Origin of the sequence: Fluctibacter corallii, from assembly GCF_025751585.1 — a bacterium.
Taxonomy (GTDB): Bacteria; Pseudomonadota; Gammaproteobacteria; order Enterobacterales; family Alteromonadaceae; genus Fluctibacter_A; species Fluctibacter_A corallii.
Map to the genome: position 1 here is coordinate 69620 of NZ_JAOWKX010000005.1, position 26005 is coordinate 95624.

A 26005-nucleotide genomic window follows, 5' to 3' on the forward strand; every position below is an offset into this window, starting at 1 on the left:
ATTGACCTGGATGGGGGGGGAATGAAAACAGCAGAAAGGATCCTGTTTACAGCATTGGCACTGTTTAATCAGCGCGGTGAATCTAATGTCACTAGCGTTGAAATTGCAGATGAACTAGACATCAGTCCTGGCAATTTGTACTACCATTTCAAGGGAAAAGAGGTACTTGTATTGGCGTTGTTGGATTTGTACTGCAGACAACTAGATAAAATACTTTCGAGTGCAAAAAACACGGCTTTGACCTTACCTGAATTCTTTAGCTTTCTATATTTAGCGCAAGAACAACATTTTTTGTTCCGCTTTTTTCACCATAATCAAGTCGAACTGACTAGCCGCTATTCTGGTGTGACACCTAAGTTACAACGCATGTTTGATGCACTAAAACAGTGCGTTGATGCTCAATTGAACCAATACTGTGCGATGAATCTTCTTAGTGTGACAGAAAAAGACCAAGCCTATGTTTCTGATCTCATTGTGGCGCTGTTTTATCAACCTATTCAGGTTCTGCCAAAGCTTGATGAGAAGGCCCATGAAAAAAAGCATATCGACGCTTTTTTGCAACGAGTGTTGTTTGTTCTCCGTCCTTATTTAGCAAAAAATGACGGTGGCTTAGAAGAGCTAGTACAGTTTGTGCAGGGCAGTGAACAAGAAAGTGATTTGCATCTTAGCAAAACCACTATTGCTTGAGCTGATTAGTCAGCATGCAGCAGGTGAATAGAGCGAAAAAGTAATAATTGGAGTGAGACCTTGACAAAAAGAATGTCGTTTTTAGATCGCAGTTTTTGGATCACTGAGTCTCAAGATAATCCTAAGCATGTAGCCGGATTGCAGTTTCTTGAAAAACCTGAGAATGGTGGTAGCCATTACGTTGTTTCATTGTTTAACGAAATGCGCCAACACACCAAAGCAGTGGCACCTTTCAACTGTGTGGTTAAACGGGTGTTGGGCTTTCCAACTTCGCTTAAACCTATCACGAAGTTAGATATGGATTATCACGTCCAATACCATGTGATTGATGATGTAAACGATGCGTCTCTCGTTCATCAGTTTGTGGCTTCACTGCATGAAAAGTGGCTAGATCGAGATAAACCTTTATGGCAATACCACTTGATTGAGGATAAAAAAAGTAAACGGTTCGCCATATTTTTCAAAGTACACCATATGTACGGTGATGGTGCGACACTCGTTCGCTGGTTTCAAGAAGGGTATGAACCCACACCCACAACTGACGGTTTTGTCCCTATTTGGGCAAGACTCAGGAAAAAACGTCATGGGAAGCGCATTGCGAATTGGAAACTATGGCTGAGTAATGGGCTAGAGTGTCTTCGCGTTATTTTTGACTTGACCGTTATTCTGATTCGCTTGCTTCTGAAGCTCTTATGGGTAAATCGTAATTATATGCCAATTCCGTTTAGTGGAACCAAAACCCTGTTAACTGGACAAGTTTTGAAAGGGCGGGTGGTTTCTACGGTCGATCTTGATTTTGAGCGTGTCAAACAGCTAAGTAAACGCACGCGTGCATCTGTGAACGAAATTTTATTATGTTGCTTTGATATCGGCGTTCACCAATTTCTTAAGGATCATGGCCATTCCTTTGAAAAAGCGTTGTTTACCAACATGCCAATTAATCTGCGAAAACCAGGCGAACATACCTCGGGAAATAGAATTGCTATAGTACCCGTTAGGTTAGCGCATGGTAAGAAAGATCCCTATCTTCGTTTACGTCAAATCATTGAAAATCACCGTATTGTAAAACGGGCAGCCAAGCGCGCCAGACCAATGGCATTTAGTTATTACACTATTTTGATACAGTCTTTTGCGCTACTTTTTGAACTATTACATTTATCTGATTGGGTGAAACCCATTGGTAATATCTTAATCTCTAATATTCCAGGGCCAAATCATACGCGTTATTTAAAAGATGCAAAGCTACTCGCGTGTTATCCCATTTCTACGATGACGCCGGGAGGTGGCGTGAATATCACGCTGCTTACCTATAACGGAAAGGCGAATGTTGGGCTGGTTTGTGCTGATCGGTATATCGACTCATTGGAATCAATGGCGCAGTATTTCAAAGATGCTTTTACGTTACTTGAGAAGTCAATAGATGACCCGTCTACATCAATCGATGATATTGGTGAGAAGGTAGTTGATATTGGACTCACAATTGTAGAGGAGCAAATTCCCTCTGATCACACACATTCAGGCTCAGTAGGCGTGAGTGGTAACCAAATGACGGGATAAAACGCAAAGTCGTTCGGTTTGGTTGATTCAGTTTGATGGTTAAGGGCTGGATGCAGTATAGCAGCCTTGCTTAACAACGATTAGGCAAAGTGAAAACGAATAACGTCACTTTCGATAGTGATATGGCTACCGTATTTTATAAATAACGCTTCTTCCCAGTCATTCCCATCAAGTATGTATTGGCAAGATGGCGTGCAAGTGAAATGGCGCAACTTTTCTTCCAGCTGAGTATGATGGTAGTCCAGAATATTTTGCTTGCTGCCATTGGTGAATAAAGAGACGTAATCTAGCGATGCATCGGATACGCCAGCGGTTAAAAAGCCAAGTGCTGATTTTACTGTGCCCAGTACCAAATTTTGTAAATGATGAGGGACGAGCGTGGCAAGCGCCTCTCTGGATTGGTTAACTAACGCATACTCATCTTTGATTAAGCGAATTTCATTAATATCAATTTGATCAATAACGACGGCGTGGAGTTCTGATTTGAAGGCAATAGACAGTGTTGTGGCAATACTGACATGAGCGCGATATAGCGTTGCACTTACAGAAGTAATTGTAAAGTCAGTAAAAAGTTGAGCATGGATGTGATTTTGCAAAGGATTGAAAGTTAAGGATAGTGTTTCAATGGTTAAGTTACCTTTTCCTAAAGGTACTCGGATCGGCAGCGTGTAAGGCAAGTGAGCTAAAATCTTGTTTTGTAGCTGACTTTTTTCGTAATCGACATAACGCAGTTTGCCAATTTTAATCAGCCATTTCGCTAGCAGTTGTTTTCCCTTGTGTCGCCAACTCACTTTTGTCACAGATTGCCTTCTAAATAAAAAGGGTGTTTTACCGAGCTTTTTATGTGAAAGTCAATATGTATTAATTATTTACTGAAATTTAACCAACTCATAACACATTTCTTTCAACACTTGATAAACTGGTAAGACGTCTGATTAGTATGTGAGCAGGGAGAGTAAATGAAAACACCATCGCAATCTGAATTTGATTACGTCATTGTCGGGGCGGGTTCGGCAGGCGCAACATTAGCGGCGCGATTGTCAGAGAATCCGGGTATCAACGTGTGTTTGCTAGAAGCAGGTGGCGCCGATAAACATATGTTTATTCATATCCCTTTTGGGCTCTCTTTGTTGTCTCGTGTAAAACACGTTAATTGGAATTATCAAACCGTTCCCCAACGTCATTTAAATAATAGAGAAATGTTCTGGCCAAGAGGTAAAACGCTGGGAGGCTCTAGTTCTATCAATGCCATGTGTTACATACGCGGTGCCGCCGAAGACTATGACCGATGGGCCGAATTAGGCGCAGAGGGATGGGATTGGGAATCGGTACTTCCTTACTTTAAGCGCTCAGAGTCGCAGCAGCATGGGGGCAGCGAATTGCATGGCGCAGATGGTCCTCTTAGAGTAGAAGACTTACGCCATACCAATACGCTATCTCAATCCTTCGTCAAAGCCGCAGAGCAAGTGGGCGTGAAACATGTTGGAGATTTTAACAGTTATCAACGTGAGGGTGTCGGCTTTTATCAGGTAACACAGAAGGAAGGGCGCCGTTGTTCGGCGGCCAGAGCGTATTTGCTGCCCGCTATGTCGCGGCCTAACTTAACTGTAATAACAAATGCGCAGGCGCAACGGGTACTACTAGATGATAAAACGGCTAAAGGAGTAGAGTATCTGCAAGCGGGTGAACGCAAAGTCGCAACGGCTAAGCATGAAGTGATTTTAAGCGGTGGTGCAATCAATACACCACACTTGTTAATGTTATCAGGTATAGGAAGCGCAAACGCGCTTGCGGAGAAAGGCGTCGAAGTAAACGTAGATTTACCGGGGGTGGGGCAAAACTTACAAGACCATCTAGATGCGATTGTTCAATACCGTTGTAAGGCCAAACAGGGTTACGCGGTAGATGTACGTGCCTTGCCCATGTATGTTTCTCATTTTTTCAAATACCTCTCAGGTAGAACGGGGTTATTGACGTCTAACATTGCAGAGGCCGGTGGATTTGTAAAAAGTGCCTTAGCTGGGCAAGTGCCTGATTTGCAATACCACTTTTTACCTGCAATTTTACAAGATCATGGGCGCTCTACGGCGTTTGGCTATGGTTTCGGTATTCATGTGTGCTGTTTGTATCCAAAAAGCCGAGGAAGTATCCAGTTGAGAAGCAGTGATCCACAGCACGCGCCCGTGATTGATCCTAATTATCTCGCACATGAAGATGATCGCAAAGTCATGATAGACGGTGTGAGAAAGGCCCGCGCTATTCTTAATGCGCCAGAGTTTACGCAATATTTACCTCGTGAAGTGACACCGGGAAAAGACAAACAGAGCGACGAAGATATTCTTGCGTTTTTGCGTCAACACGCAGAAACCATCTACCATCCAATCGGCACATGCAAAATGGGTGCGCCGGAAGACGAAATGGCTGTCGTTAATTCAAAATTGCAAGTGAGGGGAGTGCGCAGTTTACGTGTGGTTGATGCGTCGGTTATGCCCTCATTAATTGGTGGAAATACCAATGCACCTACCATTATGATTGCAGAAAAAGCCGCAGATTTAATTAAGACAGGGTGGCATTAGGGTCGTCAAATTATGCTCATTGTTACTTGTCCTGAATAAACAGATTTACAACCGTCTCGCACATCTCGTCTATGTGGCTGGTATCGGCATAAATACCATCAATGAGCAATCTGGCAATACCATGAATGGTTCCCCACGTAACTTGCGCGAGCCTTAAAGGGTCTTCCTCTTTTGGCATAATTCCTTGCTCTTGCCACTTTTTTGTCATAGTGACCTGATATTGAAAGCTTGGAAATGCCACGTTTTTCAGTGCGTCTGTGGCAGTATTTTGTTTCCAAATCGTGCGACCAAACATCAGATCATACATTTCTGGATTTTCAGAGGCATAACGAATGTACTCATACACAAACTCGCGATAACGCGCCTTTGGCGAAAGGTGCGTTTTAGCCAGTATTTCATCTGCCAGTGTATGCCAATGCTCAAAGCCTTCAGCTGCAATGGCACAAAGCAATTCATTTTTATCTTTAAAGTGATGATAAGGCGCTGTTCGCGATACGCCGACTTTGTCAGCCAGCTTTCTTAAAGATAATCCTTCAATGCCTGCCTCAGCCATTAGCGCTTTTGCGGCCTCAAGTAGTGTGACTCTCAAATCACCGTGATGATAAGCGCGTTTTGTGTTTTGTTCTTTCATGGGCGCACAGTAGCATAAATCTTGACAGCGTCAAAATAACCTCTTATCTTGACGTTGTCTAGTTTGGTTGAAGACGATTCTAAATCAATGTAGTCAGGCGTATTCAATACGTACCACCATCAAGAAGGACGACAAAAATGAGCGACAATTTACTTTCTGATCTAACAACGGTGTCGGTTTCCATTGAGAATCACATTGCTCACATTCAGTTAAATCGACCTGAAAAGCTGAATTGCATGTCACCCGCTTTTTGGGAAGAATTTCCGAAGGTCGTTAAAGAGATCGATCGTCAGGCAGAGGCGCGCGTGATTGTTATCTCGTCGACTGGGCCGCACTTTAGTGCAGGGATGGATTTAGATGTTTTTGCTCAAATTGGTCGCTCATTTGAAGGTGAACCTGCTCGAAGAGCAGAGCGATTGCGCCGCACCGTGCTTGAACTTCAAGCCGCATTCAACGTGCTTGAGACTTGCCGCCTGCCAGTCATTGCCTGTGTACAAGGCGGAGCCATTGGTGCCGGATTAGACTTACTCTGTGCGTGCGATATTCGCTACTGTACAGAAGATGCTTTCTTCTCTATTAAAGAAACGCAAATCGGTATGACCGCCGATGTAGGCACATTGCAACGTTTACCGCATCTAATGCCCGCAGGCATTGTGAGAGAAATGGCATTTACTGGCCGAGATTTGCACGCGCAAGAAGCGGTAAAACACGGATTCGTGAATGGTACTTTCGCTGATCAAGCGTCACTCATCAAACATGTAATGAAGCTTGCAGCTTCAATTGCAATGAATTCACCTGTTGCCGTAACGGGATGTAAAGAAATGCTCAACTATGCGCGTGATCATAGTGTGAATGATAGCTTGAATTACATTGCAACCTGGCAAAGTGGTATGTTCCAAATGCCTGACCTTCAAGAAGCATTAACCGCACAGCAAGAAAAGCGCATGCCTTCATTTGAACCGTTGCATCCCAACGAATCTACCATGACAAAATAAACGTTTATCAGGACCAATTATGCAGAAGTCATTTGAATCACTACCGGGATTTAAAAAATACCCACATTTACTTGAGCCACTAGATTTAGGTTTTACGACGCTCAAAAACCGTGTGCTGATGGGCTCTATGCACACTGGGCTTGAAGAGATGCCTGATGGACATGAACGCATGGCCGCATTTTTTGCGGAACGCGCAAAAGCGGGCGTCGGATTAATTGTTACGGGCGGTATTGGCCCTAACGACGAAGGGGCGACCCATCCCCATACTCGTAGGTTAGATAGTGATGAGCGTGTTGCAGAACACAAAGTGATCACCGATGCTGTTCACGAAGCAGGTGGTAAAATTTGTATGCAAATTTTGCATACTGGACGCTACGCGTATAACCCTAATCTCGTAGCACCTTCAGCGGTGCAAGCGCCAATCAATAAGTTTAAGCCTAAAGCGCTAGACGAAGAAGGTATTGCCCAACAAATTCGTGATTTTGTGTTTACAGCTCAGCAAGCACAAAAGGCCGGTTACGATGGTGTAGAAATCATGGGTTCGGAAGGGTACTTCTTGAATCAGTTCATTGCCAAGCGTACTAACCATCGTGATGACCAATGGGGCGGAGAGTATGAAAACCGTATCAAATTGCCAATTGATGTGGTTAAACAAGTACGAGAGGCTGTTGGGAAAGACTTTATTATCATCTACCGATTGTCTATGTTGGATCTGGTTGAGGGCGGTTCGTCTTATGATGAAGTGGTGCAGCTAGGTCTAGAGATAGAAAATGCGGGTGCCACCATTATTAATACTGGAATTGGCTGGCACGAAGCACGAATTCCTACCATTGCGACTAAAGTTCCTCGTGCAGCGTTTACCTGGGTTACTGCTAAATTTAGAGAAGCGCTCAATATTCCAGTGATTACCTCAAACCGTATCAATATGCCCGATGTCGCTGAAGCCGTATTGGCAAGAGGGGATGCAGATATGGTGTCGATGGCAAGACCGTTTCTTGCTGATCCTGAGTTCGTGCAAAAGGCGGCAGAAGATCGGGCAGATGAAATCAACACATGCATAGGCTGCAACCAAGCCTGTCTCGACCATGTCTTTGAGGGTAAAATGACAAGTTGCTTGGTTAATCCTAGAGCCTGTCACGAGACACTATTAAATATTACGTCTGCCGACGTTAAAAAATGTGTCGCGGTGGTCGGTGCTGGGCCTGCAGGATTAGCTGCAGCAGTTACCCTTGCACAGCGGGGGCATGACGTCACATTGTTCGACGCTGCGAGTGAAATTGGTGGCCAATTTAACATTGCTAAACAAATCCCCGGCAAAGAAGAGTTTTACGAAACACTGAGATACTTTAAAAAGCAATTAGCTCTTCATCATGTCAACGTTGTGCTAAATACCTACGTAGATGCACAGACTTTGAATGAAGGAAATTTTGATGAAGTAGTACTTGCTACAGGGATTGTTCCTCGTCAACCCGACATCGAAGGCATTTCTCATCCGTCTGTATTGACCTATTTGGACGTGCTGCGCGATAAGAAGCCTGTTGGCAAGCGCGTTGCGGTGATGGGAGCTGGGGGCATTGGATTTGATGTGTCTGAATATCTTGCTCATGAAGGCGAATCAACCAGCCAAAATATTCCTGCATTTATGAAGGAGTGGGGAATCGATATGACATTGACGTCGCGCGGCGGAATCGAAGGTATGACACCACAACCTCATCCATCGGCACGTGAAATCTTTTTGCTTCAGCGTAAAACCACTAAGGTTGGTGCGGGTTTGGGTAAAACCACGGGATGGGCGCACCGAGCTGGATTGCTTGCGAAAGGTGTAACCATGATCCCAGCGGTTCAATACCACAAAATTGATGATGATGGATTGCATGTGACGGTGGACGGTGAACAGCAAATAATCAAGGTAGACAACATTGTGATTTGTGCAGGTCAGGAACCACTTCGTGCGCTGGTGGATGGGCTAACCAAGCCTTATCACCTAATTGGGGGAGCAGATGTCGCTGCTGAACTGGATGCGAAGCGCGCAATAGAACAAGGAACAAAAGTCGCCAACGCTATTTAGCCTGTCTGCGCACCGTGTTAATGCGGTGCGCTGGCTCTCTAACTTTTACTTTCGTATTTCTAGCCAAATTGCGCCAAAAAAAATTACTAGGCATTTTGCATTAATCGGTGCATAGTAGGAGTATAAAATTTAAGCGTTTGAATTGATGGCTTCACGGTATAGCTTTTAAATCAAGTCGCTAATGTACATACATTATATGGTAGCGAAACAGGGTTGAAGTAAGGGCCTTTATGCTCTAATTCAACCGCCTGAATGAAGATTATGGGTCGATTAGTCGTATTTGTTTTTGTGTTGTTTACGTCATTGTTTGTCAATGCAAATGACAGTTCAAAACATGCCAATAGCGAGATCTTGTATTTTGATCTGGGCATCGAGGGACGCTGGGTACCTTATCAACGAGGTGCAAACTCAGGTAGCTACGGTGTGTTTAAAGAAGTGACCGATGCCATTGCAAAACATGCCAACCTGACTTTTGATCATGTTTACTTTCCAGCTAAACGCGCGCAAAAAGCGCTGATTGACGGACTTATAGATTTTGAGTTTATTAGTCTGGCTTGGCTAAAAGGAAGTCAGCCAGGTGAAGATTTTGTCGTGAGCCAACCAATTTTTGAAGTGCAAGAATACATTGTTACCCTCGAAGGTAACGGTGAAAACTTCGAAAAACCACATAGTTATTATGATCACGCAGTCGGCACCATTGACGGGTACTTTTACCATGATGATGATAAATTCAAACGACATGACTTTTCTACAGAAAGCGAACTAATACAGGCGCTCGGTAAAGGCCGCGTCCGTGTTGCTATTTTGGAGAAGGAAACCGCCAAATTTTGGGCTAGCGTACACGGCGTCAGTTTAGAGTTTACTTCATTACACTCTCGTGGTGATTTGCTCATTCGCCTAAGAAATGAAAAACAGCAATTCATGCCACTCATTAATTTTGGCATCACTAAAATCAAGCAGTCTGGTGAATTGGCAAAAATTTTGTCTAGTCACGATATCGATCCTGCCGTCATTCACTAATAGTTCTGATCCATTCTCGATTTCTCTAAGCAGTCAATGTGTATAGGCAAGGCTGACATAACGCCTGTTTTCGAGCGTGATTGCTCATTTGCCAATCAAAATGAAAAAAAATGTCAATAACAATAAAAAAACTATGGTTTTTGCCCTTGAAGCCTGTAGTAGCGACCCCATAACTAGAGCCAGTTCAAATATCGGACAGTCATAAAGTACGTTCCGATGTGAATCACTTTGATGATCGTAATTGGAGTTAAGCATGAGTAATGAACAACAGCCGCAAGATCAGCAAGAGTTAGAACAGACTCAAGCGGCTGCAGAAGAGACAGTACAAGAAAGCAATGAGGCTTTGACAGAAGAGCAAGCACGTATTGCTGAATTAGAAGCGGCACTTGCGGCGGCAGAAGCAACCGTGCAAGAGCAGAAAGACAGCGTATTGCGCGCTCACGCAGAAATGGAAAATGCCCGTCGTCGTGCGCAATCAGAAGTCGAAAAAGCGCGTAAATTTGCGTTAGAGAAATTCGCCGGTGAGCTTCTTCCTGTCGCTGACAACTTAGAGCGAGCGATCCAGGTTTCTGACAGCGAAAACGAAGCGATCAAACCAATCGTTGACGGCGTTGAGCTAACTCTCAAGTCTTTCATTAGCACGATTGAAAAGTTCGGGTTGGAAGTGATTGACCCACAAGGCGAGAGCTTTAACCCAGAACACCATCAAGCGATGTCAATGCAAGAAAGTGCCGATGTCGCACCTAATACTGTGCTGGCAGTGATGCAGAAAGGTTACTTGATTAATGGGCGATTATTACGTCCAGCTATGGTGATGGTATCTCGCGCGCCTGAAAGTGGCGTAGATACACAGGCTTAAAAACACATTGTGTGGCAAATCGATTAATAAATTTTTCATCTTTAATATTGAAAAATTGTTTAATAGCCCCACAAAAGATACAGACATTTAAAAAGATTTATCGGAGACACACTAATGGGTAAAATTATTGGTATCGACTTGGGTACTACCAATTCATGTGTCGCAGTACTTGACGGCGACAAACCTAAAGTTATTGAAAATGCTGAAGGTGATCGCACTACACCTTCAATCATCGCATACACTGACGATGGTGAAACACTTGTAGGCCAGCCGGCAAAGCGTCAGGCTGTTACAAACCCTAAGAATACATTGTTTGCAATTAAGCGTCTAATCGGGCGCCGTTTTGAAGACAAAGAAGTGCAACGTGATATCGACATCATGCCATTCAACATTGTTAAAGCTGACAATGGTGACGCATGGGTTGAAGCAAAAGATCAAAAAATGGCTCCGCCTCAGGTGTCTGCTGAAGTTTTGAAAAAAATGAAAAAAACGGCAGAAGATTACCTTGGCGAGGAAGTGACAGCAGCTGTTATTACCGTTCCAGCCTATTTCAACGATTCTCAGCGTCAAGCTACTAAAGATGCAGGCCGTATTGCGGGTCTTGAAGTTAAGCGTATTATCAATGAGCCGACAGCGGCCGCATTGGCATACGGCATGGATAAGAAAAAAGGTGATAATGTTGTTGCAGTTTATGACCTTGGTGGCGGTACGTTCGATATTTCTATCATTGAAATTGATGAAGTTGAAGGCGAGCACACATTTGAAGTACTAGCAACCAATGGTGATACGCACCTTGGTGGTGAAGACTTTGATAACCGTGTTATCAACTACCTTGTAGAAGAATTCAAGAAAGATCAGGGCGTAGATTTACGTAAAGATCCTCTTGCAATGCAGCGTTTGAAAGAAGCAGGCGAGAAAGCAAAAATTGAATTGTCTTCTGCGCAACAAACAGAAGTTAACTTGCCGTATATTACGGCGGATGCATCAGGTCCTAAGCACCTGACAATCAAAGTTACGCGCGCAAAACTTGAGTCTCTTGTTGAAGATATGGTGAAAGAATCTCTTGTGCCTGTTAAACAAGCATTGGCAGATGCAGACCTTACTGTAAATGATGTTCACGACATTATTTTAGTTGGCGGTCAAACACGCATGCCTCTAGTACAAAAGTATGTAACCGAATTCTTCGGCAAAGAGCCGCGTAAAGATGTTAACCCTGACGAAGCCGTTGCAGTAGGTGCTGCGATTCAAGGTGGTGTACTAGCAGGTGACGTAAAAGATGTTCTTCTTCTGGACGTCACGCCTTTATCACTGGGTATTGAAACCATGGGTGGTGTAATGACTGCCTTGATCGAGAAGAACACGACCATTCCAACGAAGAAATCGCAAACCTTCTCTACAGCAGACGATAACCAGTCAGCGGTAACGGTTCACGTACTTCAAGGTGAGCGTAAACAAGCTGCTGGTAACAAATCGTTAGGGCAGTTCAATCTTGAAGGTATTCGTCCAGCTGCTCGAGGCGTACCTCAAATTGAAGTTACCTTCGATATTGACGCTGACGGTATTTTACATGTATCTGCGAAAGATAAAGATACTGGTAAAGAGCAGAAGATTACGATTAAAGCGTCTTCAGGTTTGAGTGAAGATGAAGTCGAGCAAATGATGCGTGATGCAGAAGCTAATAAAGAAGCTGATGCGAAATTTGAAGAGCTGATTCAGGCGCGCAATCAAGCTGACGGTATGGTTCACGCAACACGTAAGCAAGTTGAAGAAGCGGGTGATGCACTTCCTGCGGATGAAAAGAGCAAGATTGAAGATGCAATCAGCGCCCTTGAAACCGCTGCGAAAGGTGAAGATAAAGCTGAAATCGAAGCGAAAACCCAAGAACTTATTCAAGCATCAGCGAAATTGATGGAAATTGCTCAAGCTAAAGCGGCACAACAAGGTGACGCTGCGCCAGAGCAAGGCGAGCAAGCGGCATCGAAAGACGATGACGTAGTAGATGCTGAGTTTGAAGAAGTTAAAGACGATAAGAAGTAATTAACTCTTATGTGGTAGCGCGCTACCACAACAACGTGTTTATCGAACTTGGGCGCTAGCATTTTTCGCATTGCGCCCTTGTTTTTTAAATAAGGGTTACACAACTTTCAGAGTAGGGTAAACAAGCAATATGTCGAAGCGTGACTATTACGAAGTGCTTGGTGTGGATAAAGGCGCGAGCGAGCGCGATATAAAGAAAGCATACAAGCGTCTCGCTATGAAGTACCATCCTGATAGAACACAGGGTGATAAAGATCTCGAAGAAAAATTCAAAGAGATTCAAGAGGCCTATGAAATACTCACCAACGATCAAAAACGTGCTGCCTATGACCAGTACGGCCATGCTGGGGTAGATCCTAATCGTGGAGGCGCGGGCTTTAGTGGCGGTGCTGATTTTGGCGATATTTTCGGTGATGTATTCGGTGATATTTTCGGTGGTGGCCGTGGTGGTCGTCAGCGTGCAAGACAAGGGGCTGACCTTAGATACAATCTTGAGCTCACTCTCGAAGAAGCGGTTCGAGGAAAGAACGTAGAAATTCGCGTGCCGACGTTGGTTGGGTGTGACGAATGTGATGGTTCTGGCTCTAAAAAAGGCTCGACACCAACAACGTGTCCAACCTGTCATGGTAATGGTCAGGTTCAAATGCGTCAGGGGTTCTTTGCTGTTCAGCAAACCTGCCCAACGTGTTCTGGTCGTGGAAAAATTATCGCCGACCCATGCCGTAGTTGTCACGGACAAGGACGCAAGGAAAAAACCAAGACATTATCCGTTAAAGTCCCTGCAGGGGTCGATACGGGTGATCGCATTCGCCTAAGCGGTGAGGGCGAAGCAGGCGAGAACGGCGCGCCAGCGGGAGATTTATATGTTCAGGTGCATGTACGTGAACACCCAATCTTTGTGCGCGATGGCAACAATTTATACTGCGAAGTTCCACTAAGCTTTACCAAGGCCGCATTGGGTGGTGAAATAGAAGTGCCGACCCTAGACGGTAAAGTGAAACTGAAAATCCCTCAAGAGACGCAAACGGGTAAGATGTTCCGCTTACGTGGTAAAGGGGTTAAGTCAGTTCGAAGTGGTACCGTTGGCGACCTGATGTGTAAGGTAGTGATTGAGACACCGGTCAATCTAACGAGTCGTCAAAAGGAACTGCTGGAAGAATTGGATACATCAATGGGTAAAGGAGAAGAGGCAGCAAAATACCGTCCTAAAGAAAAAGGCTTCTTTGACGGTGTGAAGAAATTCTTCGATGACCTAACCAGTTAGTGACATTCTTTTGTAGAGTAAAAGAACGGAATATAAAGCCAGCAATCCCTTGCTGGCTTTTTTCATTTATCGCGTAAATTTGTTGTTTTATTGTGAATTTACAGACCTATTAAGGTTAATTGCGGTATGCTTACCGACTTGCTGTGCTCAAGGAAGCAAATGAATGAAAAAATTAATAACGAGTATTTGTGTGGTGGCGTGCATGTCTGCGAACGCAAAAGATTTTACTTATCCTAAAACAAAATCTGTTGATCATAAGGATGTTTATCATGGCACGACGGTTGCTGATCCTTATCGATGGTTAGAGGACGATGTCAGAAACTCGGAAGACGTTGCCAATTGGGTAGACGCCCAAAATGCCGTTACGCAAGACTATATTGATGCACTCCCATATCGGGAAAAAATTAAAGAATCACTGACTGATTTGTGGAATTACGAACGTTTTTCTACACCAGAAGTGTATGGTGACGCAATTTTTTACCTGAAGAACGACGGTTTACAAAATCAATCGGTTCTCTATGTAGAAAAAGACGGAAAAAGCAAAGTCTTGATTGACCCAAATGCATGGGCAAAAGATGGCACAGGAGCACTTGCAAGCTATGTGGTTAGCCCCAAGGGCACCTATGTTGCTTATGCTATTCAAAAAGGCGGCTCTGACTGGCGAAACTGGAAAGTGCTTAATGTTGAAAGCGGGGAGACACTTAACGATGATCTCGATTGGCTGAAGTTTAATGATGTTGCTTGGAATAGCGACGAAAGTGGTTTCTTTTACTCTCGCTTTCCCGAACCTGAAGAAGGGCAAGAATTTCAAAGCTTAAACTTCGATATGGCTGTGTATCACCATCGATTGGGTGATGCGCAATCAAAAGATACCCTTGTATATACCAATAAAGATAACCCAGAGTGGGGCTATTCAAACTATGTAACGAGTAATGGTCGTTGGTTATTAATTACGGTTTGGCACGGCACAGACAACCGCTATCAGGTGTTATACAAAGATCTCACCAAGAAAGGTGCAAAGCCTACTTTTTTGGCTAAAGGGTTTAATTACGAATACAGTATTGTAGGTAGCCGCGGTGATACTGTCTATTTCCAAACAACAGAAAGTGCACCTCGCAAACGCATTGTTAGCATTGATTTAGGTGCTGATGCGTTGAGCTGGAAAGAAGAAGTGCCTGAGCAAAAATCTGTGCTTGATGAAGCGAGTCTCTCCAAGTCGTCCATCATCGCGCACTATATGGAAGATGCAAAGTCAGCACTTTATGAAATAGAGGCTTCTGGAACCCGCAAAAAACTGGCTTTGCCTACAATTGGCAGTGTTGGAGGAATCAACACGTCATCGAAATCGGATGATGTTTATTATTCTTTCTCTAGTTTTAATTATCCCACTACGATATTTAAAACGTCACTTGCTGACGACAAAACGCAGGTTTATCGCAAACCGAATGTAAAGTTTAATCCTGAAGACTTTATTGTTGAGCAAGTATTTTATACCTCAAAAGACGGTACCAAAGTACCGATGACCATCAGTAGATTAAAGTCTAATGTGAACAAAACGAATTTACCGACGTTACTGTATGGTTATGGAGGATTTAACGTATCGTTACTTCCTCGATTTTCTTTGGAGCGTCTAACATGGATGAAAATGGGCGGCGTTTACGTGCAAGCTAATATACGTGGTGGGGGCGAATATGGCCAAACATGGCACAAGGCCGGCACAAAACTGCAAAAGCAAAATGTGTTTGATGACTTTATTGCTGCCGGAGAGTACTTAATTGAAAACGACATCACTTCGTCTGAAAAGATGGCGATTTTTGGTGGTAGTAATGGCGGTTTACTTGTCGGTGCAGTAACTAACCAACGCCCCGATTTGTTCGCGGCTGCCGTTCCGGCTGTGGGCGTGATGGATATGTTGCGTTTTCATCAGTTTACTGCAGGGCGTTATTGGGTAGACGACTATGGTAGTGCAGATAATCCAAAGGAGTTTAACGTTCTATATCAGTACAGCCCTTACCATAATGTGGAAAAAGGCACTGAGTATCCCGCGGTATTGGTATTAACTGCTGACACCGATGATCGTGTTGTGCCAGGACACAGTTTCAAATATATCGCGGCTCTTCAGGCGGCTCAGGCAGGCCCTGCGCCAGTGATGATCCGTATTGATAAAAATGCCGGACACGGCGCAGGCACACCGACTGAGAAGAAAATTAATCAGTATGCGGATGTATGGGCATTTTTAGCGAAAAACCTTAACATGAAGGTGGCGTTGTAAGCGCCCCCTTTAACACATAAAACGAATAAAACAGGCATAAAGGAAGACTATGAAAAAGTTGATGTTGGCTGTTGCTCTTAGTGTGAGCAGCATTTCATGCGGTGTAATTGCTGAAGAAGCGAAGTCAGAAAAACAAGCAAAAACAGCGGTAGAGTTCAGACAAGCATTAATGCAGTTAGTGCGAAGCAATGTAGGCTCATTGGGTGCGATGTCTAAGGGAAAAATTCCGTTTGATGCAGCGTCTATGGAAAAGAGTGGTTTGCGTTTAGAGCAGCTGTCTTTAATGATGGAAGACTACTTTGCGTTAGACACGCGAAAGTTTGATGTTGGCTCTGAATCTCTCCCAAAAGTATGGGAAGATCAAGCCGATTATAAAGAAAAAATCCAAGCGCTAACTGATGCCGCTGCAAAATTACAAAATGTTGCGGCTGCTGGCAACGATAGTCAATATAAAGCGGCAATCGGGGGGATTTTCAAAACCTGTAAAGGCTGCCATGACAATTACAAAGCAGACTAATCACTGAATCAAGAAAAGGCGCGTTAAGCGCCTTTTTTCTGTCAATATTAACCTTTACGTAACTTTACCTAGCTCGTCACTTGTTAAAACCTTACGCTATCACCTTCATTTAAAATGAAAAGAGGAGGAGGGGTATCAATTTTTTCATACATATTAAGAAGCCGAGTAAGGGCCGAGTGGCTGCTAATATCTCCCATTTTCCAACTGTGCTTGCCAAACCCCCACGGGATGACTACTCCGCATTGTAATTCTTTAGCTGCCATAAGCGTATCTTCAGGGGTGGTGTGTACGTACCGATACCACTCACCATATTCTTCATGGAAGTAGGAAGCGATAGGTAAAAGGCATATATCAATATTGCCATATTTAGCCTGAATATCTTTGAAATGCTGAGAGTAGCCAGTATCTCCTGCAAAAAAGAGGGTTTTTCCTTTGTTTTCAAGAATCCAGCCCCCCCAAAGCGACTTTTCATTGTCATCGTAGATAAAGGGAACCCAGATTCGGCTGCTAAAATGGTGGGCTGGCACGAAGTGAATGCGTGTATTTTTAATTTCCGTTGTAGCATACCACGCCATTTCCTCAATGGATAAACCCTCTTCTGGGAAATGATGTGCGGTGTTAAGCGGAGTAAGATATTGAGGAGCGGGCCCGAGATCCTTAATATCACTTTTATTGAAATGGTCGTAATGAATATGAGAATACATGACTGCGTCAATTTCTGACATCTTCTCGTCGTCTGGCCAATTGGGAGGTTGCCGATTGAAACCTTCTGACAAGTAGAACGCCCAGTTTACAGGCCAATCGAATTGATCGCTAACTGGATCAAACAAAAAGCGCGCACCTTCATCCGTTTCAACATGAAAGCTCGCATGACCAAGCCAAGTAACGGTGAATCCCGCACTCAGTGTGGGCAAGGTTTGTTTGCCTATATAGTGACAGTCTTCATTGTCTGATTCGCATTCCAATTCACGGCGTGGTGCGTAGCAGTCAGCCTCACAGGTAAGCGGGTAGATTTTCTTGCCAGCGTAAAGGTTACGAAAACGCGTCTTATCATCAGCTCGGTACACTACTTTCGTGTTACCGTGCTGGTTAACCGTAACAACGTTAGGTTTACCAAATATTGATGCACAACCCGAGACTGCTAATGCTACAGCGAGTAAAGTAAGTACGTAGCGCATTGAAATATAGAAAGTTTAGTCAAAAAATACATCATATTACAGTGGTTAATGCTTGGCGAGCTCTGCTTTCCAGCGTTGCTCGCCCACATGTGATTTTATTAGCTCTAGCACTTCAGAAATGACCATTAACATTTCGTTCTCTAGCGCTTGTTCTTGAGGGTCGAATTGCGTGAGTGTATTGCGAACAAAGTAGTCGACTTTATCAGGGGAGAGGTCTTGCAATAAATTTACCACCGATTGAGTCACGATATCAGTGACCACATCTTCTAGCGTTCGCTCTATCGTGCTGCCTACAACGGGCACAAGTTTAAGCGTGTTAACTTGATTATTTTGTCTGACTGCACGGCCAACACTGTCTCTCACATGTTGGCGAAATACTTTTCCGTGATTGGCATCCGCTAACGAATCTCCAATGTGAGAGAGCATAGCTGCTGCCCATGCGCAAACGATATCTTGTCGTTTCTTTAAAACGGATTCGAAAATATCGTCTATCAGTGGAGAGCCAGCGGCAATGTCTTCTTGTGCGTCAGATAGTACCTTTACCACAATCCTGTCACTGAGCTCTTCAACAAAGACGTTGTAATAGAAAAAGATAAAACGAAACAGTGCGGTGCGTCTAAGATCAATAATTTGATACTTGTGTAGTCGATGTAAGATAGAAAAAATGCGGAGAAAACGAAAAATACGCGTTGCGCTTAACGGAATGCACCCTACCAAGTCATACCAATGAATAAAGGGGAAAAAGTACCAGCGCATGTAAGTCTTACGGTATATCGCTACCAGCCATCGAAGGAAAAACTCAGTTAAAAATATGGCGATGAAAACTAAATCAATGACCAGAAAGTTCTCATGAATCGGTTGGTAACCAACGACAACTTGCTGTGAAATACTGGAGAGAAAGCCTCTGAATAGCTGCGTCTCAAAAAGGGTATCGAATATGATCCAGAGTAAATTAATGGTGAGTAATAACAACATGACCAAATCTAGCATTAGCCACGGCCCTTCGTGGCTTTGCTTTAATTTGGTCAGGCTGAAATTTAGCACGTGCGTCCTTGCATTGGGTTTAGGTTCTTGTTACGTCTACAAAGACTTTTAAGCGCTGTCCCGGCTGCAAATACTTCTTCGGGTTTAATTGATTCCAGCGTTTTAAATCGTTAATAGTAACATTGAACTTATTGGCTATCCGAGCTAATGAATCTCCACGGCGAACCGTATAAGTTAAGCTTCGCATCACGGCATCGCTACGCTGGTTTTTGCTTACTGAATTCACCCAAATAACTAAGGTTTTACCAGGATGCAGTGTGTCAGTGGGAGCCATGCCATTCCACTTTGCTAAGCTTCGCACGTTGACGTTGTATTTACGACTCAAGTCCCACATGGTGTCGCCAGACTTTACTTTATGGGTTAACTTGTGGGAAGCACGCTTTTTAGACTGAGTCTGTGCTAATCGCTGCTCGGCAGATAGGGTGTAGTTATCGAGCGATTTGAGCGCGACTGGCACCAAAAGGTGATCGCCGACACGAATCATATTGCCACGCATGTCGTTTACTTGCTGAATAATATCTACCGTTGTGTGGTATTTTTTCGCCAGCTTAAGCAAACTGTCACCGCTTTTTACTGTGTGCCGTACCCAGTTTAGACGCTCTTGTTTATCTATGTTAGCCAGTGCATCTTCAAACATTGGGGCTTTTTCTAGTGGCACCAATAAGCGGTGCGGCCCGTGGGGATCTGTTGCCCAACGATTAAAGCCAGGATTTAGCGCGTGCAGCTCTTTTAACGATAAGCCTGCCATGTCAGCAGCCAGTGCTAAGTCAATCTGAGAGCCTATATTTACTGCTTTAATTACCGCTTTGTTCTCAATTTTGGGCCAGTTGAAGGCATATTTGTCACTATTTCTGAGAATATCAATTAGCGCTAGTAACTTGGGTACATAAGCGCGCGTTTCTCTGGGGAGATCCAGCGACCAGAAATCAGTCGGCTTACCCGCTTTTTTATTCTTGCGGATGGCGCGTTTTACTCTGCCTTCGCCACTGTTATAGGCGGCTAATGCATGAAGCCAATCGCCGTCAAAATAGTCTAGTAAGTAATTTAAATAGTTTACGGCACCGAGTGTAGAATCGGTCACGTCCCTGCGTCCGTCGTACCACCACGTTTGCTTCATGCCAAAGCGTTTACCCGTTCCCGGAATAAATTGCCACATGCCAGCGGCGCGACCATGGGAATACGCGAATGGATCAAAGGCACTTTCTACGATGGGGAGTAGTGTCAAATCCAGCGGCATGTTCTCATGTTCAAGGGTGTCTACAATATAATGCAAAAATGGCTTTGCGCGTTTAGCAACACGTTCCATATAGGCGGGGTGGCGTAAATACCAATTGCGTTGTGCTGTAATACGTTTGTTCTCAGGGACATCAAATATGAGGCCAACACGAATCCGTTCCCACATATCATCAATTGGGGCAGGATGGGACTCCACTACATCGGTGGTTTCAAGAGGAATGTCTACCTGTTCAACAGGATGGCTAACTGGAATAGTCCCTTCACTGGCTGTGCAATGCTCAGTGTTGTGCTCTTGTTCGGAGTCACACAGTAAATCCTCTTCAACCTGCTGTATTTCAACAAGTTCAAGTGACTCATCAATTGTGTGCGTGTCGTTGTCGCTTATTGTTGGCGTTGTCAATTGACACGCCGAAAGTGTTACAACGAAAGGAAGTAGCAAGCGTTTTTTCATGTACATCAAATTTTTTGCTCTTTATGTTCGCTATTCTAATCGTCTAGGCCCGATCTTTCCATTCTCTTACAACGGCAAAAACCTGATCAGCCTTAGTTATTTTTTGAGATAAACGTTCTTCGGCAGCAGAAATCACAGAAGGTTCAGTTACTCGTACAAATGGATTGATCTTTTTTTGCTGCTCAATAGTCGTGGGAAGCGTCGGAATATCTTTGGCTCGCTGTGATTGAGCCCATTCAGTATAGGTACGCAGTTGCGCATTGTCAGGCTCAACTAATTGAGCGAACTCTAAATTAGCCAGAGTGTATTCATGCGTACAATATACGAGTGTGTTATCGGGTAATGCCATCAATTTATTTAAGGATGCGTGCATTTGTTCGGGCGTGCCTTCAAATAGACGCCCACAGCCCGCACTAAACAAGGTATCACCACAGAACAGGCCTAATTCGCTCACGTAGGCGATGTGATCGAGCGTGTGTCCAGGGACGTCTACCACTGAGAATGTCAGGTTGAGTGCATCAATGTCAACTACATCATCTTCTTTGAGCGTATGAGAAACCAATGGCGCTTTGGGTGTGTTGGGGCCATACACGGGAACATTGGGATAGGCGTTTAGTAGTTCCGGTAGTCCATCTGTATGGTCCCAATGATGATGGGTAATCAGTACTCCTGCCAATGTAAGGTTTTGATGCTTGATGAAGGTGATTACGGGTTCAGCGTCACCAGGATCTACTACCACGCAGTGTTGTTGGTTGTGAATGCACCAAACGTAATTGTCTGAAAAAATAGGAATAGGGATTACCTGACAATGCATATCGTCTCTTTTGTTTACATGACTAATTGCTGTACTATAGAAATTCAAACCTGTCACATCAAGGGGCAATTGACTACATGAAGCCAGCGTTATCTGGACGTAAGCCGCGATATCCTAGTAATTGGGAGAGCTTGCCTGCGGGTAATGACCTCAAAGACATTATTGAGCATGCGCTGGACGACGTAAGTCGACAGATTTTTGGCTACCATTTTTTAAAGCTTGGCAGCTTGAGCAGTGAGTTGAGCCTATCTCATTCGCCGATAAAACATATATTTAGCATGACGGAGGAGTTGGGCCTCGATAATGCCGCTATTGTAGGTAAGAGTCAGGATTTACCCTTTCAGGAAAATAGCATTGATGCCGTGCTACTTGCCCATGAAATGGATTTTTCACAAGATCCTCATCAAGTTCTTCGTGAAGTTAACCGCGTAATTACTCCAAACGGTCATGTCATTATTGTTGGGTTTAGCCCGTTTTCCCCTGCAGGGCTTCTACGTTTTTTCCCCATCAATCCAAAACAAATCCTGCACGAAGCACGTTTTTTTTCTAGTGTTCGCATCAAAGACTGGTTGCATCTGCTAGGCTTTGAAGTGGTAAATCATCAGCGTCTAATTTTTTCAGAACTGTTTTTTGAGCGTCGTGTTCATGAAGACAGCCGCTGGCAGCGTTGGTGTCAAAAATACCTTCCCGTTTTTTCGACCGTATACGTCATTGTAGCGAAAAAGCGTGTGATGCCGCTGTCGTTAGTTAGACCGAAATGGAAGCCAAAACCGAATTTCACTGCGGTTGGGGCAAGCATGCGAATAGATTCGTCTTCGCGTATGAAAAAAAATTTGCTGTAAATTGAAAAATGGTCGATAAATATCTGTGAATAATCAAATTCTTTTATGCAACGCACAACTGAGGCCCGACCATGTGGTGGAACAAAGAGAACGAAGAAGAGCAAAGACGGATTAGAGAACTGAATGAAGAAAATCAGGCTTTGCAACACAGAATCGGACAGTTAGAAACTCAACTGCGTCAAGCGCAGGACCAAGCTATTCAACAAAATACCGAAAGCTCAGAAATTCAGGTAGTGGGTGAATTAATGCTTGATGGGCAAAAGCAGCTCAGCGATATTCGCGAAGCGCTCAACGAGGCTACTCATCTTTTAAGAGATGAGAGTGACAAAGTTGATAATGCCAGTGATTTATTTACTGGGTCATCGGAAATGTTAGATGACGCGGTAAAAGGGCTCACCCAAATCGATAACATTGCAGCGAAAGGGGTGACCCACGCGGGTGAATTGTCTGGTTTGGCAAGTAGTATTAGTAGCTTTGTAGGGGTGATTAACTCCATAGCCGAACAAACAAACTTATTGGCCCTGAATGCCGCCATTGAGGCTGCGCGGGCAGGGGAAAGTGGACGCGGTTTCGCGGTCGTAGCCGAAGAGGTACGAAATCTGGCAATGCGGTCTTCTGAGTCCACCCAAGAGATTAACAATCTGGTGGAAAAAATTGAGGAAGGCACACGCAATATTGAGTCTAATATTAACGAAGTGTCGGCACAGTCAAAGGATCTTGTTGAAAAAACCAGTGAAGTGAAAGACAAAGTGTCACAGGTACTCAATTTGTCGAAATCGATGGGTAAAACCATTGGAAAAGGTGCGAACAAGGTCTCACTTGTTGGGGTGCAAATTGAACACGTTGAAATTAAACGCAGCGTGTACAATGCACTCATTGGCAATGGTGACAAAGCTAGTGCGTTGGAGCATGCCCCTGCCGAATTGAGTCGGGTAACGTCTGGCGAAGGCTTAAAGCAAATGAACGACATGTCTGCGCTTCGTTCATTGGAGCAAGCTAATCAAAAAATGATGGATGCCGCAAAATCGGCGATAGCGAAAGCCAAAGACCATATAGACAGCAACGTGTTAGACGCGTTGAGTCAAATGGAAAAGGCAAGCAATGAACTAATGGCGCGTATCGAGCAGATGCAAAGATAACATTGGCCTTGTGTTTGTTTAGACTAAAAGGCGCAACGTGCGCCTTTTTCGTATAAAAATACAGTTAAGGAGGGAAATAATTATGTAGACAGTAGGCACAATATGGGTGTCTAAAAAATATACACATTTTTGAATGTGCACGCATGGAGAATTTTTAAACGATTGAAAGTAAAGCTAAAGCTTTCATGGCTTGAAAAATGCAGCGGTTCATTTCGTGCATCCATAATGCTAAGGATATGTCATGATTATGAAAATCAAACGAGCAGTACATGGATTGGCGATAATAGTTTGTAGTCTCTTCGCTTTTACATCAGGGGCAGCCGTCATCCCCTCAGATCTTAATTTAAATGGTTCAGTGTCTTTTGACACAGCTAATTCTTTGCCATTTACCGGCACGGGTTCGCAGACTGCATCTATGACGTCTGTGAGTGGTGGGGTTGGCGCTTCAAGTTCGGTCAATAATGTTACAGTCACGGGGAGTAATCCGCTGAATGCAATCTTCACTGAGACGGGGGATGGTGTCGGTGTTTCTGCTTCAATGAATGGCGGATCAGGCGCTGAAGCTGATGATTTCATTTTTGACATCGGCTTTAATTTGTCTAATACCTCTTTATTAGATTCTTATATTATCTCTTTTGAAATTGCGTTTGCGACTGCGGCTGATGCAGATTCACAAATTGCCAATGGCGATGCATTTGTTGATTCTGAAATTAACTTTTTTGACAGCGCGAATACGGAGTTTTTCTTTTCTGATTTAACGTCCGATGTGTCGTTTGGCGATGAGCAAAATGGCACTAGTACGGGAAGCTTTGGTGCTGCACTGTCGGACAGCGGGACGTATACCTTTGATATTCTGTTAGGGGCAGGAGCGTCAGATTCTTTTACAGGTTTAATTAAAATGGATGGCGGCGAATTCGCGGGTGCGGGTGCGTTTCTCGCTTCGGCCGAAGCTTTTGTAAGTATCACTAACGTCATCAGAAATACCACATCAACGCCTATTTCTGAACCGCCATTATTCATTGCGTTTGTTTTGTTTTTAATCACAGTGATATACCGCAATCAGTCAACGCTAGAAACAAGGACTTCTCATGAAACTATGTAAATACGTTACGCTTACGTTAATGTCGAGCTTGTTGGGTTTGTCGCTCTTTACCGCTAAAGTCAATGCGTGTTCTAGTGATGTTTTTATTGGCACAGTGTGTATGTTTGGGGGGAATTTCACGATCAGGGGCTATGCCCCCGCCAACGGGCAACTGTTGTCGATAAGTAGCAACACGGCGTTGTTCTCACTGTATGGCACAACGTACGGTGGCGATGGCAGAACCACGTTTGCGCTTCCAGACTTACGCGGACGTTCGCCTATCGGCATTGGCCAAGGTATTGGGCTGCCCACTGTGTCTTTGGGCCAACAAGGCGGCGCGGTTGAAACCACATTATCGGTTTCGCAAATGCCGGCGCATTCTCATGGTGCATCTACTACTGTGCAAAGTACTAGCGATGGATCCTCCAGTTCTGCCATTTTAAGGGCATTAGCCGGCTCTGCGAATGTGGGTGTGCCTACGGGTGCTGTATTGGCAAATAACCCAACACGGGAAGATATTTACAACACAGGATTACCTACCGTAGACATGAGCGCGAATGCGATTGTGTTAGATGTGCAGGTTACTACTTCAAGTTCTGCTACCACAACCATTGCCAATGCGGGCGGTTCACAACCTGTTCAAATTCGAAATCCCTACTTAGGAATCAATTTCCTGATTGCCCTTGATGGTATTTATCCTTCGCGGAATTAGTACCATGACTTTGACATTTAAAAAGCGGCAGATTGCCGCTTCTTTTTTTCTTTTGGTGATGATGAGCACCTCGGTGTTTGGCTTTGAAGACTGGAGACAAGCGCTTCATGTTGCCATGCAGTATCAAGCTGAGCACGAATATGAGAAAGCGTACAATCAGCTGCAAAAACACGCGAACAAAGGTAATGGCTTAGCGCAGTTTAATCTGGCACTTCACGAAGAATTGGGATGGGGTAGGGAGGCGAATATTGACAATGCATGTGAATGGTTTGAACGTGCAGCGAAGTCGGGTATTCCTCAAGCAATGAAAAAGGCAGGGGATTGCGCATTGCGTGCCGCTAGTAACGCGCCGAAAGCTGTTTCACAGGATACCGCAATAGCATGGTATCGCGCGGCAATGGCAGAAGGTATTCATGGTGCTGGATGTAGCGCGGGTAAATTGCTGATTGACTCGGGCGTGCCCAAAAATATCAACGAAGGCTTGGCATTGTGTACTCAAGCGGCAGAAAAAGGGAGTACCTCAGCTGCGGTGCTTTTGGCTGATCTGTATTATCATGGCGATCTTATCGAACAAAACTTCCCTTTGGCTCTGCGCTTGTATCAGCAGGCAAACCCTCAAAGCAATGCGCATGCGGCATTTCAAATTGCCATCATGTTTGATTATGGGTTAGCGGTGCCTACCGATCTTCGTCAGAGTGCGTATTGGTATGAGGTGGCCGCTAGTCAAGGTTATCAGCAAGCTTATCTGCCATTGGCTGCATTGTATTGGCAGCTTTACTTAACGTCACAGCAATATAAATCAACTTGGCTGGCTAAGTCATATTTATGGGCAAATACATCCCAGCGATTAACTGATGATAACACGGCAGATTTAACCATATTGATAAAGCGCCTTAACGAGGCAGTGCCTGTAACATGGCAACGTGCACTCGGTAAGAAAATAGCTGAACATCTGAATACCTATCACAACCCAGATGTAGCGATGGTAGAAAATCATGAGGCAGAAAAACAAACGCCGAATTAAC

The 26005-nt window shown here is 44.2% G+C and carries 22 protein-coding genes; 16 read left to right on the forward strand and 6 right to left on the reverse strand.

Going from position 1 to position 26005, the window contains the following annotated elements; genetic code table 11:
* Window positions 1-21: 21 nt before the first annotated feature.
* Window positions 22-687 (forward strand): TetR/AcrR family transcriptional regulator, encoded by a 666-nt coding sequence (locus OE749_RS10460; RefSeq protein ID WP_263712406.1) that lies wholly within the window; start codon window positions 22-24, stop codon window positions 685-687.
* Between the two features lie 60 nt (window positions 688-747).
* Window positions 748-2244: a wax ester/triacylglycerol synthase domain-containing protein gene (locus OE749_RS10465; protein WP_263712407.1), complete on the forward strand. Its 1497-nt coding sequence runs from the start codon at window positions 748-750 to the stop codon at window positions 2242-2244.
* 80 nt (window positions 2245-2324) lie between these two features.
* On the opposite strand, the gene OE749_RS10470 is transcribed toward OE749_RS10465, so the two are convergent.
* Complete coding sequence (locus OE749_RS10470; RefSeq protein WP_263712408.1) at window positions 2325-3044, reverse strand: hypothetical protein; 720 nt, start codon at window positions 3042-3044, stop codon at window positions 2325-2327.
* Between the two features lie 159 nt (window positions 3045-3203).
* Here OE749_RS10470 and OE749_RS10475 point away from each other — a divergent pair, with 159 nt between their 5' ends.
* Window positions 3204-4820, forward strand: coding sequence for a GMC family oxidoreductase (locus OE749_RS10475; protein WP_263712409.1), 1617 nt, complete (start codon window positions 3204-3206; stop codon window positions 4818-4820).
* A gap of 22 nt (window positions 4821-4842) precedes the next feature.
* Here OE749_RS10475 and OE749_RS10480 read toward each other — a convergent pair whose 3' ends face one another.
* The gene (locus OE749_RS10480) at window positions 4843-5451 is read right to left on the reverse strand and encodes a TetR/AcrR family transcriptional regulator (protein WP_263712410.1); all 609 of its coding nucleotides are present in this window, start codon (window positions 5449-5451) and stop codon (window positions 4843-4845) included.
* A gap of 137 nt (window positions 5452-5588) precedes the next feature.
* Between OE749_RS10480 and OE749_RS10485 the strand changes: the two genes are divergently transcribed.
* From OE749_RS10485 to OE749_RS10520, 8 genes are all read left to right on the forward strand, one after another.
* Window positions 5589-6446, forward strand: a complete 858-nt coding sequence (locus tag OE749_RS10485) for a crotonase/enoyl-CoA hydratase family protein (RefSeq protein WP_263712411.1) — start codon at window positions 5589-5591, stop codon at window positions 6444-6446.
* A gap of 19 nt (window positions 6447-6465) precedes the next feature.
* Window positions 6466-8514, forward strand: a complete 2049-nt coding sequence (locus OE749_RS10490; RefSeq protein WP_263712412.1) for an NADPH-dependent 2,4-dienoyl-CoA reductase — start codon at window positions 6466-6468, stop codon at window positions 8512-8514.
* A 261-nt stretch (window positions 8515-8775) separates the two neighbouring features.
* On the forward strand, window positions 8776-9534 hold the full coding sequence (locus OE749_RS10495) for a substrate-binding periplasmic protein (RefSeq protein WP_263712413.1): 759 nt from the start codon (window positions 8776-8778) through the stop codon (window positions 9532-9534).
* Between the two features lie 253 nt (window positions 9535-9787).
* Window positions 9788-10393 carry a nucleotide exchange factor GrpE gene (gene grpE / locus OE749_RS10500; RefSeq protein ID WP_263712414.1) on the forward strand — a complete coding sequence of 202 codons (606 nt, stop codon included), beginning with the start codon at window positions 9788-9790 and terminating at the stop codon, window positions 10391-10393.
* A 114-nt stretch (window positions 10394-10507) separates the two neighbouring features.
* Window positions 10508-12430 (forward strand): molecular chaperone DnaK, encoded by a 1923-nt coding sequence (gene dnaK / locus OE749_RS10505; RefSeq protein ID WP_263712415.1) that lies wholly within the window; start codon window positions 10508-10510, stop codon window positions 12428-12430.
* Between the two features lie 130 nt (window positions 12431-12560).
* Window positions 12561-13694 (forward strand): molecular chaperone DnaJ, encoded by a 1134-nt coding sequence (gene dnaJ, locus OE749_RS10510; protein ID WP_263712416.1) that lies wholly within the window; start codon window positions 12561-12563, stop codon window positions 13692-13694.
* Window positions 13695-13857: 163 nt separating this feature from the next.
* The gene (locus tag OE749_RS10515) at window positions 13858-15966 is read left to right on the forward strand and encodes a prolyl oligopeptidase family serine peptidase (RefSeq protein ID WP_263712417.1); all 2109 of its coding nucleotides are present in this window, start codon (window positions 13858-13860) and stop codon (window positions 15964-15966) included.
* A 49-nt stretch (window positions 15967-16015) separates the two neighbouring features.
* Window positions 16016-16483 (forward strand): c-type cytochrome, encoded by a 468-nt coding sequence (locus OE749_RS10520; RefSeq protein WP_263712418.1) that lies wholly within the window; start codon window positions 16016-16018, stop codon window positions 16481-16483.
* Between the two features lie 83 nt (window positions 16484-16566).
* Here the strand turns inward: OE749_RS10520 and OE749_RS10525 are convergent, their stop codons facing one another.
* From OE749_RS10525 to gloB, 4 genes are read right to left on the reverse strand one after another with little or no spacing between them, the layout of a single operon-like run.
* Window positions 16567-17661: an MBL fold metallo-hydrolase gene (locus OE749_RS10525; protein WP_263712419.1), complete on the reverse strand. Its 1095-nt coding sequence runs from the start codon at window positions 17659-17661 to the stop codon at window positions 16567-16569.
* Window positions 17662-17706: 45 nt separating this feature from the next.
* On the reverse strand, window positions 17707-18705 hold the full coding sequence (locus tag OE749_RS10530; RefSeq protein ID WP_263712420.1) for an ion transporter: 999 nt from the start codon (window positions 18703-18705) through the stop codon (window positions 17707-17709).
* 19 nt (window positions 18706-18724) lie between these two features.
* Window positions 18725-20398 carry a lytic transglycosylase gene (locus tag OE749_RS10535; RefSeq protein ID WP_263712421.1) on the reverse strand — a complete coding sequence of 558 codons (1674 nt, stop codon included), beginning with the start codon at window positions 20396-20398 and terminating at the stop codon, window positions 18725-18727.
* Window positions 20399-20435: 37 nt separating this feature from the next.
* The gene (gene gloB / locus OE749_RS10540; protein WP_263712422.1) at window positions 20436-21206 is read right to left on the reverse strand and encodes a hydroxyacylglutathione hydrolase; all 771 of its coding nucleotides are present in this window, start codon (window positions 21204-21206) and stop codon (window positions 20436-20438) included.
* A 77-nt stretch (window positions 21207-21283) separates the two neighbouring features.
* Between gloB and OE749_RS10545 the strand changes: the two genes are divergently transcribed.
* The 5 genes from OE749_RS10545 (at window position 21284) to OE749_RS10565 (ending at window position 26004) form a co-directional block, all read left to right on the forward strand.
* Entirely contained in the window at window positions 21284-22048 is a 765-nt protein-coding gene (locus tag OE749_RS10545) for a class I SAM-dependent methyltransferase (RefSeq protein ID WP_263712423.1), read from the forward strand.
* A gap of 71 nt (window positions 22049-22119) precedes the next feature.
* Window positions 22120-23187 (forward strand): methyl-accepting chemotaxis protein, encoded by a 1068-nt coding sequence (locus OE749_RS10550; protein ID WP_318527877.1) that lies wholly within the window; start codon window positions 22120-22122, stop codon window positions 23185-23187.
* 247 nt (window positions 23188-23434) lie between these two features.
* Window positions 23435-24289, forward strand: a complete 855-nt coding sequence (locus tag OE749_RS10555) for a hypothetical protein (protein ID WP_263712424.1) — start codon at window positions 23435-23437, stop codon at window positions 24287-24289.
* On the forward strand, window positions 24276-24980 hold the full coding sequence (locus OE749_RS10560; protein ID WP_263712425.1) for a phage tail protein: 705 nt from the start codon (window positions 24276-24278) through the stop codon (window positions 24978-24980). The genes OE749_RS10555 and OE749_RS10560 overlap by 14 nt, the downstream gene beginning before the upstream one ends.
* A gap of 4 nt (window positions 24981-24984) precedes the next feature.
* Window positions 24985-26004 (forward strand): tetratricopeptide repeat protein, encoded by a 1020-nt coding sequence (locus tag OE749_RS10565; protein ID WP_263712426.1) that lies wholly within the window; start codon window positions 24985-24987, stop codon window positions 26002-26004.
* Window position 26005 lies beyond the last annotated feature (1 nt).

Coding starts and splice junctions, on each gene's coding strand:
- OE749_RS10545 (WP_263712423.1), top strand. CDS start 21,284: ATGAAGCCAGCGTTATCTGGACGTAAGCCGCGATATCCTAGTAATTGG.
- OE749_RS10525 (WP_263712419.1), bottom strand. CDS start 17,661: ATGCGCTACGTACTTACTTTACTCGCTGTAGCATTAGCAGTCTCGGGT.
- OE749_RS10560 (WP_263712425.1), top strand. CDS start 24,276: ATGAAACTATGTAAATACGTTACGCTTACGTTAATGTCGAGCTTGTTG.
- OE749_RS10550 (WP_318527877.1), top strand. CDS start 22,120: ATGTGGTGGAACAAAGAGAACGAAGAAGAGCAAAGACGGATTAGAGAA.
- gloB (WP_263712422.1), bottom strand. CDS start 21,206: ATGCATTGTCAGGTAATCCCTATTCCTATTTTTTCAGACAATTACGTT.
- OE749_RS10490 (WP_263712412.1), top strand. CDS start 6,466: ATGCAGAAGTCATTTGAATCACTACCGGGATTTAAAAAATACCCACAT.
- OE749_RS10480 (WP_263712410.1), bottom strand. CDS start 5,451: ATGAAAGAACAAAACACAAAACGCGCTTATCATCACGGTGATTTGAGA.
- OE749_RS10485 (WP_263712411.1), top strand. CDS start 5,589: ATGAGCGACAATTTACTTTCTGATCTAACAACGGTGTCGGTTTCCATT.
- OE749_RS10475 (WP_263712409.1), top strand. CDS start 3,204: ATGAAAACACCATCGCAATCTGAATTTGATTACGTCATTGTCGGGGCG.
- OE749_RS10565 (WP_263712426.1), top strand. CDS start 24,985: ATGACTTTGACATTTAAAAAGCGGCAGATTGCCGCTTCTTTTTTTCTT.
- OE749_RS10515 (WP_263712417.1), top strand. CDS start 13,858: ATGAAAAAATTAATAACGAGTATTTGTGTGGTGGCGTGCATGTCTGCG.
- OE749_RS10535 (WP_263712421.1), bottom strand. CDS start 20,398: ATGTACATGAAAAAACGCTTGCTACTTCCTTTCGTTGTAACACTTTCG.
- OE749_RS10520 (WP_263712418.1), top strand. CDS start 16,016: ATGAAAAAGTTGATGTTGGCTGTTGCTCTTAGTGTGAGCAGCATTTCA.
- dnaK (WP_263712415.1), top strand. CDS start 10,508: ATGGGTAAAATTATTGGTATCGACTTGGGTACTACCAATTCATGTGTC.
- OE749_RS10460 (WP_263712406.1), top strand. CDS start 22: ATGAAAACAGCAGAAAGGATCCTGTTTACAGCATTGGCACTGTTTAAT.
- OE749_RS10555 (WP_263712424.1), top strand. CDS start 23,435: ATGAAAATCAAACGAGCAGTACATGGATTGGCGATAATAGTTTGTAGT.
- dnaJ (WP_263712416.1), top strand. CDS start 12,561: ATGTCGAAGCGTGACTATTACGAAGTGCTTGGTGTGGATAAAGGCGCG.
- OE749_RS10495 (WP_263712413.1), top strand. CDS start 8,776: ATGGGTCGATTAGTCGTATTTGTTTTTGTGTTGTTTACGTCATTGTTT.
- grpE (WP_263712414.1), top strand. CDS start 9,788: ATGAGTAATGAACAACAGCCGCAAGATCAGCAAGAGTTAGAACAGACT.